Annotated in this window: 10 protein-coding genes; 7 read left to right on the forward strand and 3 right to left on the reverse strand. The window is 64.2% G+C overall.

The window, feature by feature from the left end:
* Positions 1-24 precede the first annotated feature (24 nt).
* The gene (poxB, locus tag LJ738_RS07335) at positions 25-1752 is read left to right on the forward strand and encodes a ubiquinone-dependent pyruvate dehydrogenase (protein ID WP_227785660.1); all 1728 of its coding nucleotides are present in this window, start codon (positions 25-27) and stop codon (positions 1750-1752) included.
* Positions 1753-1830: 78 nt separating this feature from the next.
* Positions 1831-2664, forward strand: a complete 834-nt coding sequence (locus tag LJ738_RS07340) for a transglutaminase-like domain-containing protein (RefSeq protein WP_068192569.1) — start codon at positions 1831-1833, stop codon at positions 2662-2664.
* Between the two features lie 228 nt (positions 2665-2892).
* On the opposite strand, the gene LJ738_RS07345 is transcribed toward LJ738_RS07340, so the two are convergent.
* Complete coding sequence (locus LJ738_RS07345) at positions 2893-3474, reverse strand: redoxin domain-containing protein (RefSeq protein WP_227785662.1); 582 nt, start codon at positions 3472-3474, stop codon at positions 2893-2895.
* Between the two features lie 38 nt (positions 3475-3512).
* Positions 3513-4202, reverse strand: coding sequence for a 4'-phosphopantetheinyl transferase family protein (locus LJ738_RS07350; protein ID WP_227785664.1), 690 nt, complete (start codon positions 4200-4202; stop codon positions 3513-3515).
* A gap of 111 nt (positions 4203-4313) precedes the next feature.
* On the opposite strand from LJ738_RS07350, the gene LJ738_RS07355 reads away from it, so the two are divergent.
* The 3 genes from LJ738_RS07355 to folB all read left to right on the forward strand — a co-directional run bounded on the left by LJ738_RS07355 (position 4314) and on the right by folB (position 6928).
* Positions 4314-5249, forward strand: coding sequence for a WD40 repeat domain-containing protein (locus tag LJ738_RS07355; RefSeq protein ID WP_227785666.1), 936 nt, complete (start codon positions 4314-4316; stop codon positions 5247-5249).
* A gap of 88 nt (positions 5250-5337) precedes the next feature.
* Positions 5338-6420 carry a DivIVA domain-containing protein gene (locus LJ738_RS07360; protein WP_227785667.1) on the forward strand — a complete coding sequence of 361 codons (1083 nt, stop codon included), beginning with the start codon at positions 5338-5340 and terminating at the stop codon, positions 6418-6420.
* 133 nt (positions 6421-6553) lie between these two features.
* Positions 6554-6928, forward strand: coding sequence for a dihydroneopterin aldolase (folB, locus tag LJ738_RS07365; protein WP_227785668.1), 375 nt, complete (start codon positions 6554-6556; stop codon positions 6926-6928).
* Here the strand turns inward: folB and LJ738_RS07370 are convergent.
* Positions 6925-7593 carry a hypothetical protein gene (locus tag LJ738_RS07370; RefSeq protein WP_227785669.1) on the reverse strand — a complete coding sequence of 223 codons (669 nt, stop codon included), beginning with the start codon at positions 7591-7593 and terminating at the stop codon, positions 6925-6927. The two genes, folB and LJ738_RS07370, sit on opposite strands and share 4 nt — an antisense overlap.
* Positions 7594-7736: 143 nt before the next feature.
* Between LJ738_RS07370 and LJ738_RS07375 the strand changes: the two genes are divergently transcribed.
* Complete coding sequence (locus tag LJ738_RS07375; RefSeq protein WP_227785670.1) at positions 7737-8162, forward strand: BlaI/MecI/CopY family transcriptional regulator; 426 nt, start codon at positions 7737-7739, stop codon at positions 8160-8162.
* Complete coding sequence (locus tag LJ738_RS07380; RefSeq protein WP_227785671.1) at positions 8149-11088, forward strand: M56 family metallopeptidase; 2940 nt, start codon at positions 8149-8151, stop codon at positions 11086-11088. Before LJ738_RS07375 ends, LJ738_RS07380 begins: the two co-directional genes overlap by 14 nt.
* The last annotated feature ends 62 nt before the right edge of the window (positions 11089-11150 follow it).

Genomic DNA, 11150 nt, shown 5'->3' on the forward strand with positions numbered 1-11150 from the left:
TTCTACGTCGATGCACCCCTTGTTATGTCCAAAAAATCCGTAGCCGAAATCATTGTCGATACCCTACAGGCCGCCGGCGTCCGGCGCGTGTTTGGCGTGGTGGGCGACTCGCTCAACGGCATCACCGATGCCATCCGCACCCGCGAGGGCATTGAGTTTGTGGCCGTGCGGCACGAGGAAGGCGGGGCCTTCGCAGCCGGCGCCGAAGCCGCCCTCACCGGCGACCTGGCCGTGTGCGCCGGCTCCTGCGGGCCGGGCAACACCCACCTCATCAACGGCTTGTTTGACTGCCACCGCAGCCGCGTGCCGGTGCTGGCCTTGGCCGCTCAGATTCCCAACGTGGAAATCGGGACCGGCTACTTTCAGGAAACGCACCCTGAGCGGCTGTTCCGGGAATGCAGCCATTACTGCGAGCTGATATCAGTGCCCGAGCAGGCCGTGCGCACCATCGAAAGCGCCGTGGCGGCCGCGCTGGGGCTGCGCGGCGTGGCCGTGGTGGTGCTGCCCGGCGACGTGGCCTACCTCGAAACCGACGCGCCCGAAGTGCGGCTGCCCACCTGGGGCCGAAACAGTGCCGTGGTGCCGGCCGAGGCGGATATCCGGCAGGCGGCGGCCCTGCTCAACGCCGGCGATAAGGTCACCATTCTGGCCGGCATTGGGTGTGCCGGCGCGCATGCCGAGCTGCTGCAAACGGCGGCGGCCCTGCACGCGCCCGTGGTGCACGCCCTGCGGGGCAAAGAATGGGTGGAGCCCAACAATCCCTACGACGTGGGCCTGACCGGCCTGCTGGGCATGCCCGCCGGCTACCACGCCCTGCTGGACGCCGACACCGTGCTGATGCTGGGCACCGACTTTCCGTACCGGCAGTTTTACCCCGACGATGCCCGGGTGGTGCAGGTAGACAGCCGGCCCGAGCACATTGGCCGGCGCACCCGCGTTGAAATTGGGCTGGTGGGTACTGTGGCCGACACCCTGCGCCTGCTGCTGCCCCACCTGGCGCCCCGCACCGACGCCGCCCACCTCGAAGATGCCCAGCAGCGCCACGCCGACGATGAAGCCCACCTCGCCGAGCTGGCCACCGGTGAACCCGGCGACACCAGCCTGCACCCCCAGCACGTGGCCCGGCTGCTCGACGAGCTGGCCAGCGAAGACGCCATTTTTACCTGCGACGTGGGCACGCCCACCATTTGGGCCGCCCGCTACCTGCACATGAACGGCCAGCGGCGCCTCATTGGCTCATTCGTACACGGCAGCATGGCCAACGCGGTATCGCAGGCCTACGGGGCGGCGCTGGCCCAGCCCGGCCGGCAAGTGGTGGCAATGTGCGGCGACGGCGGCGTGGCCATGCTGCTGAGCGAGCTGCTCACCATCCGCCAGCACAACATCCCGGTCAAGCTCATTGTGTTCAACAACGCGGCCCTGAGCTTTGTGGAGCTGGAAATGAAGGCGGCCGGCATTCTGGAATACGGCACCGAGCTCGATAACCCCGACTTTGGCGCCGTGGCCGAAGCCGCCGGCCTGCGCGGCTTCCGCGTGAGCGACCCCGGGCAGCTGGAGGGCGTGCTGCGCGAGGCCCTGGCCCACGACGGCCCCGTGCTGGTAGATGCCGTGGTGAAGCGGCAGGAGCTGAGCATGCCGCCCAGCATCGACCGCAAGCAGGTGGCCGGCTTTAGCCTGTACGCCGTGAAGGCCCTGATGGACGGGCGCGGCGGTGAGCTGCTGGAGCTGGCCAAAACGAACTTGTTTCGCTGAAGCGGGTGTTGAAAAAATGCCCGAATAGGCATTGAACGATGTCCGGACGTAAATTTGCCGTGCCGTTCTACCCCCGTGATGACGAACAAAGAAATCAAAGCCCTTATCTCGCTGCTCGACGACCCGGAAGTGGCGCCGCAAATCCAGGACAAAATCCAGAACCTGGGGGAAAGCATCATTCCCTTCCTGGAGGAGTCGTGGGAGGAAACCCTGGACGGCCAGCAGCAGCAGCGGCTGGAGGATTTGATTCACCACCTGCAGTTTGAGGGCTTGCAGCAGCGCCTGCGCGTATGGCGCGAAGCCGGCGCCACCGACCTACTGGAGGGCATGTGGCTGCTGAACACCTATCAGTATCCCGATGCCGACCTGCAGGCCCTGAACCGGGCCATCGAGCAGCTCCGCTTCGAGGTGTGGACAGCTCTGCGCCCCGAAATGCACCCCGCCGACCAGGTGCAGACCCTGAACTACGTCATGTTTCGGGTGCACAAGTTCGCAGCCAACACCCAGCATTTCCACTCGCCGGCCAACTCCATGCTGCAGCGCGTGATTGAAACCAAGCGCGGCAACCCGCTCACGCTCTGCGTGATTTATCTACTGGTAGCCCAACGGCTGCACCTGCCGGTGTTCGGCGTGAACCTGCCCAACCTGTTCGTGCTCACCTTCCGCCCCGAGCTGCCGGGCGCCGAGCCGTTTTACATCAACTGTTACAACCGCGGCCTCGTGCTCTCGCGCACCGATATCGAGCACTACGTAAGCCAGCTCAATATTTCCTCCAACCCCATGTTCTTTGAGCCCTGCTCAAATCTGGACATTGTGCGCCGCGCCCTGCGCAACCTGCAAATGAGCTTCGAGAAGCTGCAGGAGCCCATGAAAGCCGCGGAGGTGGCCGTGCTGCTGAGTATTCTGGAGTAGCGGGCAGGCCACGGGACCACTACAGGGCGGTTCTGTCATTGCGAGCGCAGCGCGGCAATCCGTCCTTTCGCTGCGGCCAACCTTAAGAAGTGACAAAGCCTTTTACAGAAAAAGCCCCGTTACTGCGCAGTACCGGAGCTTTTCACATTATTAGGTTTGTCGCTGAGACCAGGACGGATTGACGCCGCTTGATGCGCGGAATGTCGTGCCTCCGCGCAATGACAAACGTTACCGCTTAATCAAGCAGCCGGCGGCGCGCCGTTCAGCCACACCGGCGGGGCGGCCAGCCAGCACGTTGTCGAGTACTTGCTTGAGGTAGTGCTGCTGCACATTGCTGGCTACCTGGGGATTGTCGTCGATAGCGCCGCGGTAGCGGACGATGAAGCCACCCGAGTTGGGCTCCAGCACCACGGCTTCGGCGGTTTTGGTCACGCCGAGCAGGTTGCTCACTTGCTGGCTGGGGTCGGTGAGGGTGGGCAGCTCCACTTCGCCGGGGGCGGCCGTGCCGGGCGCGTCGAGGTTGATGGGCACGTTGATAAACAAAAACTCCACGCCCTTGGCCCGGTAGGCGCTGCTGAGCGAGGCCAGCCGCTCCTGGTAGAGGCGTGAGAAGGCGCAGGCGGGGTTCAGAAATACCACCACCACGGCTTTGTTGCCGGCATAGCTTTTCAGGGCCACGTCGGCGTTGGAGGCAGTTTTGAGGGTGAAGTCGGCGATGGGGCTGCCGGTTTGGGCGCGGGCGGTGCCCACGGCCAAGGTGATGGCAAGCAGGGCCACGGCGGCGAGGATAGTAATTCGGCGAAAGGACATGGCGGCAAGGTAAGGCATACGGGAGGAAGCGCCGGGGGCTACAGAGCCGGTTGGTGGCAATACGTAAGAACGTAGCCGGGCGACGGCTGAGAATAGCAAATGCAGTGCCGCGTATTGGCGTCGGGCAATACCAACGTAGCCGGGATTTCGCCGGATTCCTGCGGCGCAAAAGAACTGAGCAGCAGCTGCGTTTTAAAGATAATGCCGCGCTGGGCTGCCAGCTTGTACAAGGTCTCCTTGGCGCTCCAGAGCAGGGTGTAGTGAGCACTGGCCGTGTCTGGTGCCGCTTGGGTAGTAGCCTGGGCATCGGCCCACTCTTCGGCGTTCAAAAACTTGCTGGCCAGCCGATGGGCTTTGTCGCGCACCATTTCCACATCCACGCCGGCGCGGCCGCCGCGGGCCAGCACCGCCGCCACCCACGTGCCAGAATGCGACAGCGATAGACTTAAATCGCGGGCATCGCCGGCCAGCCAGGGGCGGCCGGTGGCGTCGTTGTGCACCACCAGGTCGGTGGGCGGCTCGGCCACTAGCTCCGCAATGAGGCAGTGGGCCAGTACCCGGCCGGCCAGCCACTGGGCCAGGCGGGTGGCATCGGCGGTGGCGGGCACCAGGGGCTGGTAGGAGTCGGGCTGCGGCAAATTGAGCCAAAGCTCCGCCGGGGTTTCGGTGAGTTGCCAAAGGCCCAGCACCGCGGTAGGGGAGAGGCGCTGAAAGGAGTGAAGCGGCATGCTTAGGGAACTGGTAGAGGGCAGCCAGAGCCGGGCACCGGAGCGAGGGCACCACGGAGCCGAGTGCTGACTGCTTACAAATTAGGCCGAAGCTACCTTTGCGGCGCCCGTATGTCCGAACTATTCCGCCCCACCGTTACGAAGATTGCCACCCTGGCCGGCCACCGCGACGCGGTCTACGCCCTCACCGGGGGCTCGGGCGGCACCGTGTATTCGGGTAGCGCCGACGGCATGGTGGTGGGCTGGGACGCCGCCAACCCGGCCCACGACGGCGAATTGCTGGCCCGCGTCCAAAACTCGGTGTATGCCCTGCGCCACTTGCCGGCGGCCAATCTGCTAGTGCTGGGGCACAATTTCCAAGGCATTCAGGCCATCGATTTAGCTCAACGGCAGCTGGCCCACGCCACGGCCCTGCCGCCGGTTGCCATCTTCGAGATTGTGTTTTCGGAGAGCCGGCAGCGGCTGTACGTGGGCCTGGGCGACGGCACGCTGGCCGTGCTGACGGTGCCCGATTTCCGGCTGGTAAAACTCCTGCGCCTCGCCAACAAAAGCCTGCGCACCCTCGCCCTGCACGAAGAGCGCGGCGAGCTGGCCGTGGGCAGCTCCGATGCCCTCACCCGCATTCTGGACCTGGATTCGCTGGAAACCAAGTTTACCCTGGGCGAAAGCACGAATTCGGTTTTTTCAGTCGCCTATTCTCCGGATGGGTCGCGCCTGCTCACAGCCGGCCGCGATGCCCAAATCCGCACCTGGAACGTGGCCGACGACTACGCCCTGGCCGGCACCGTGCCGGCCCACATGTACACCATCAACCACCTGGCTTTTAGCCCCGATGGCCGGTATATGGCCTCCTGCAGCCTCGATAAGAGCATTAAGCTCTGGGATGCGGCCAGCATGACCCTGCTGCGCGTGCTCGACCGGGCCCGCTCGGCCGGGCACGGCACTTCCGTGAACCGGCTGGTTTGGCTGGGCGCCGAAAACCGGCTAGTTTCGTGTAGCGACGACCGCAGCTTAGCCGTATGGGAGGTGCAAGCCGCTAGCTTTTAGCTGTTGGCGGTAGCTGCTTTCGCCTGAATTACCTTTAGTTTATTAATCCAAACAGCTAATAGCCACCGGCTAAAAGCTAACCGCTTCTATGAAGATAACCGCCCTCGATATCCGCCAGAAAACGTTTGAAAAATCCTTCCGTGGGGTTGATAAAGACGAGGTGCAAGCATTTCTGAACACGATTTCGCAGCAGTGGGAGCGGCTGGGCGATGAAAACCGCGAGCTACGCCTGAAGCTCGAGCACGCGCAGCAGGACGTGCAGAAGATGCGCGAAGTGGAAAGCAGCCTCTACCGCACCCTCAAAACGGCCGAAGACACCGGCAATAGCATCACGGAGCAAGCCCAGCGCGACGCCGATTTGCGCATCCGCGAAGCCCAGCTGCAAGCCGAGCACCTCCTGAACGACGCCCGCCTGCGCGCCCGCAGCATAGTGGACGAAGCCTACCAGCAAGCCGACAAAACCGTGGCCGACATGCAGCGCGAAGTAACCGGCCTGGGCCAGGAATGCCAGCGCCTGGAGCAGCAGCTCGACGGCCTGGTGCGCGACCTGCACAACCTGGCTTCCGATGCCCTGGACAAAGTGGAGAAGGCCCGCAACCGGCCCAAGGGCAGCGCGGCGGCCATCCTTTCGCGCGCGGCCCGCGTACAGGTAGAGCGCCCGAAAGAACCGGGCACCGAACCCACCCCCGAGCCCACCACACCCATGCAGGTTACTTCTTCCTCCGCCATGTCGCCTGCTGCTGCCGTGGCCGCCGCGCCGGCTTCCTTCGATGCCGGGCGTTCTGCTTCGCAGCCAGCCACCTCGGCTGCCCCATCTCAGCCCAAAGCAGAGGCTGCGCAGCCCCAGGCCTACAACCCCAAGCCCGGCCAGCAGCCCGACCCCAACTCGCCGCCCCATCCCGATATTGAGCGGCCCGGCGCGCCGGCCGAAAACCCCGGCATCGCGCCCGCGCCCCACATCGACCCGCCCGGCCCCGCCCGGGTGCCGCACCCAGGCGCTCCCAACGTAGAGCCCACGCAGCCCGAAATTCGTCCGGTGGGCCCCGACCGCCCCGAAATACCCCAGCCCACGCCCCCAATGCACCCGGGCATGGAAAAGGCGGCCGCGGCCGCAACCCCAGCTCCAGTGGAAGCCGCGGTAACGGAGAAGTCATTTTTTGACGAAATCTAGCCTGCGGTTTCAAAGCCGATTCTTGGGAAAGCCTACCGCATTGGTAGGCTTTCTTTTTTATGCGACGACCTTTGCCCTCGCTACCGCGCAAGCATCGGCCAGCATATCACACATCAGTATCGAAGAAAACAGCATGGGCCAAATCGCACTTGAAGGCATGGAGTTTTTCGCGTTCCACGGCTACTACGACGAGGAGCAGAAAATTGGAAACAAGTACGGCGTGGACCTGTACATCAGCACCGACCTGCTGGCCGCCGGCGCCTCCGACAAGCTGCAGCAGACCGTGAACTACGAAGTGCTCTACCGCCTCGTGGCCGAGGAGATGCTCGCGCCGGCCCGGCTGCTGGAGCACGTAGCCCACCGGGTGCTCGACCGCATCATGGCCGAACTGCCCCATGTGCGGAAGGTGAAAATCAACGTCAGCAAGTTTAACCCGCCGCTGGGCGGCATCTGCCACCGGGCCCGCGTGACGCTGGCACGGCGGCGCAAGCGCAGCTTGAGGAGCTAGTAAGCGGAAATTGCCGCTATTTCAGCCTGCAGCAGGTGCTGCGCTTTTCGGTAAGCACCCGGGGCTTTCTTCTGGGTAATTAGCTTGAAAACTTTATCGTGGACGTTGACTGCACGGTCTATGCTTTGCTCTTGCTCAGATGGACGTAATTGGTAGAGCCGCCGCAACGCGTGCAAAGCATGGTAGCGTACCAAGTAATCGGAAGGGTGGGCTACCAGGGCAAAGATGCGGTGCACGACAAGTGGAATCAGCTGGCCTAGGGTATAGTAATGCTGCAAGCCCACCAGCAAGTTTATCAACACATACGCATCAGTTGTAGGCGCGAGCAAAGCGGCCAAGTCTGATTGGTACAATCCGGCTGGGTTGATTTTGGCAATGGCCTCCAGTGCATAGATAGCAAATCCGCTTTGGCGTAGGCAGCGGTGCAGCAGGGGCAGTGCTTCTTCACTGCGCAAGTGGCCCAAGCCGAGAACAGCCCGAGGGTCAGCAGTGCCTTTGCGCAGCCTATCCATTAAGTCAGCCTCGGCCTGCTGGCGCTCAAGGGAGGTAAGCGCATCCAGACAGTCAGAATCGGCCGTGTAGCCATCGTGCCAGCCGAGATAATGGTCAACGCGGCCAAAGTATGCCACCTGGAATTTAGCGAGCGGACTTCTCTCTGCCTCCATGAAAAAAAATTATCCCTTGATAACCAAGTCATTGGGGTGTAGTACGAATAATTTCGTAGATAGCTATTGCAACTACGAAGGCTTTCGTAGCATCTTTGCTGTATCCTACGAAATAATTCGTAGTAACCTCACGTTTCCCCAGCATGAGCAAAGCACCGCCCCCCAAACCTACGGACTCCGAATTGGAAATCCTACACGTGCTCTGGCAGCACGGGCCCGCCACTGTGCGCGCCATTAACGACAACCTGAGCCAGCGTCGGCAAGCGGAGGTGGGCTACACCACCACGCTCAAGATATTGCAGCTCATGCTGGATAAAGGCCTGGTGCGGCGCGACGATGCCGACCGCAGCCACGTGTACCGGGCAGCCGTGCGCGAGCAGGAAACCCAGGGCCTGCTCCTCGACAAGTTCGTAGACGCCACCTTCGGCGGCTCGGCCCTGAAGCTGGTGATGCAGGCCCTGGGAAGCCGCCAGACCTCGGCCGACGAGCTGGCGCAAATCCGCCGCCTGCTCAACGACATTGAAATCCAAAATTCCACCTCAACTGCCGACGACGATGACAACGCTTGATAACTTCGTTTCGCCCGCGCTGACGCGGGCCCTGGGTTGGACGTTGCTGCACTCGCTGTGGCAGGGGGCGCTGGTGGCGGCCGTGCTGGCCGGGGCCTTGCTGCTGCTGCGGCGCCAGCGCGCCGAGGTGCGCTACGTGGCTTCGGCCGGGGCGCTGGGCGTGGTGGTGGCCCTGGCCGGCATCACGTTTGGGCTGTATTTCAACTCGGATGCTAGCACAGACGCGATTCTGCCTGCGGGCTCCTTCAAAACCGTGAAAGCCGCCCCCGTAGAGAAGCAGCTGCCAGTGGCCCTAGCATCGGCCGATGCGCACGTTTCTAAAGCGGCAACGCCCGTGACGGTAGCCGGCGTGGAGCCACAATCGGCGAAACCAACTGCCGCGCTTGCTGCCAGCGTAGCCTCTGAGGCCCGGCCGGCAGCGCCCGGCTGGCTCGCCACGGGGCTGCGGTATTTCGACCACCACCTGCCGCTGCTGGTGCTGATGTGGCTGCTCGGCCTGCTGGCCATGAGCCTGCGCATGCTCGGCGGCCTGCTGTATGTGCAGCGGCTGCGGCGCTACCGCGTGCGGCCCCTGAGCCCAATGTGGCAGGACCGGCTGGCGGCTTTGGCTCAACGAAGCGGCGTGCGTCAGCCCGTGGTCCTGCTGGAATCGGCCTTGGTGCAGGTACCGGTGGTGGTGGGCCATTTGCGGCCTGTGATTTTGCTGCCGTTGGGGGTGGTGGCGGGCCTTTCGCCGGCTAGCCTGGAGGCGATTCTGGCCCACGAGCTGGCCCACGTGCTGCGCCGCGACTACCTCGTGAACCTGCTACAAACGGTGGCCGAAGTGCTGTTCTTTTACCATCCGGCGGTGTGGTTTGTGGCCAGCTGCGTGCGCACCGAGCGCGAAAACTGCTGCGACGACACCGCCACGGCCCTCTGCGGCGGCGACTCCCTGCGCCTGGCCCGCGCCCTCACGGCCCTGGCCGAGTGGAGCCAAAGCGCCATGGTGCCCGCCACGCCGCGGCTGGCGCTGGCTGCTATCGGCAAGCGGGGCGCTTTGTTGAGCCGGGTGCGCCGCTTGGTGCAGCGCCGCCCCGCAGCCCCTACCATGGCCGAAGGCATACTGGCTGGCGCCCTGGTGCTGGGCGGCCTGGGGCTGCTAGGCAGCAGCGTGGCCTTTGCCGGTCCCTTTGCGCAGCCGGCCTTAACACCGGGCAAACTTGCGGCCTTCAACTGGCAGGGCGGGGGCACGGCTCCGGCCCCGGCGGCTACCAGAGCCGATGATAACCTAAAATCGGCCGCGGGAACGGCCAAGACCATAGAGCGAGCAGCTACCGATGGAGCCACAACCGGCGACGAAACGCGCACCTCGACAGCAGCAAGCGCAACGCCTGAGGCCGAAACCCTGGTGCCGGCTCAGGATACGCTCCTCTTAAGGGGCCGCGCCGCCCGGCGCCGGCTGGCGCGCCAGCGCGACGGCCGCCGCGTTATCGTAGACCGCCGCAACATGGCGCCGCGCGCCTTCCCCGGCACTCCCGGCACGGTGGTCATCACCAAAGACAAGAAGGGCCGCGTGACCGACCTGGTGGTAAACGGCCAACACGTGGACACCGACGCTGACAACGGCAAAGGCAAGCGCAAGATTAAAATCAAGGACAAAAAAGGCGACGACCGGCAGTATGAGGTCATCCAGGTAGACCCCAGCTATGCTCCCCGGGCCGAGGCCTTTGTATACCGCGGCGGCAGCGGTGGGGGCGGGACTACATACCTGCGCACATTGCCGCGGGTGTATTCTATGCCCATGCCGATGCCCGCGCCGGAAGCCATGCCCCGGGTTTACCGCGGAATTACCCCGGGCGGGCTCAACGAGCTGCGTCGGCTCTCGCCGGCCGCACCGGGTACGTACCGCCAACTGGAGGAGCTGAACAGAACGTACCGGCTGCAGTCGCCCGGCGCGGCCATGGTGGGCCCCGGCCCCAATGTGGCCGAGACCCGCAGCGCCCTGCGCGCCGCCGAGCGGGCCCTGCGCGAAGCTGCTAGCGTGAAAAACCTGTCTTCGGAACAGCGCAAGCGCATCGATGCCCGCCTGAAAGACGTGCAAAGCCAGCTCAAGCGCCTCGACAGCTCCCCGCGCACCATGCGCTTCAACGGCGCGACGGTGGTGCCGGGCGGGGGCCGCGGCGAGGTATTCGTGCTGAGTGATGAAGACCGGCAGGAACGCAACGCGGAACTGCGCGCCCGGAAAGACGAGGTGCGCGCCCGCCAGGAAGAAGTGCAGGCCCGCCAAGAAGAAGTGCAAGCTCGCAAAGAAGAGATTCGGGAGCGCATCCGGGAAACCCAGGACGAGCGCCGCGAGGAGCGCATCCGCACGGAGGAACGCCGCAATGGCGCCGAAGAGGCCATCGTGAACGAGCTGCTGAAAGACGGCCTCATCAAGGACCGCAACAACTTCCAGTTTGAGTTTAAGAACAACGAGCTGCGCATCGACGACAAAGTGCAGCCCAAGCCAGTGCTGGACAAGTACCGCAAACTGTACGAAAAAGCCAGCGGCCACAAAGTCACGGCCAACAGCTCCATTCTGATGGGCCGGAGCGGCGACGTCAACGACATGCCGCCCCCGCCGCGGCCCCCGAAGCCGCCGCGCCCGCCCCGTCCGGCCAGCGGCATTATGGCCCCGGCCGCCCCGGCGGCACCCAGCATGTCGGAGGTGCCGGCTCCGCCGCGGCCGCCGCGCGCGCCCAGCGTCGACACGCGCACGCTGCGAGACGAGCTCCGCAAAGACGGCCTGATAGGCCAGGACGACAAGAACTTTCAGCTCCAGCTCAACGACTCGGGGCTGACGGTGAACGGCAAGCGCCAGTCGGAAGAGCTGGCCACCAAGTACCGCAAGCTGGTGGGCCACGAAGGCCCGGGCCAGAATTTCAACGTGAATGTTTCGCTTGATTAACTAAAACCAGCTCAGGCTGCAAAAGCCGGTTCTCCTTGGCGGAGGGCCGGCTTTTTTGCTTT

This window comes from Hymenobacter plasmatis (assembly GCF_020711255.1).
In the GTDB taxonomy this organism is placed as follows: Bacteria; Bacteroidota; Bacteroidia; order Cytophagales; family Hymenobacteraceae; genus Hymenobacter.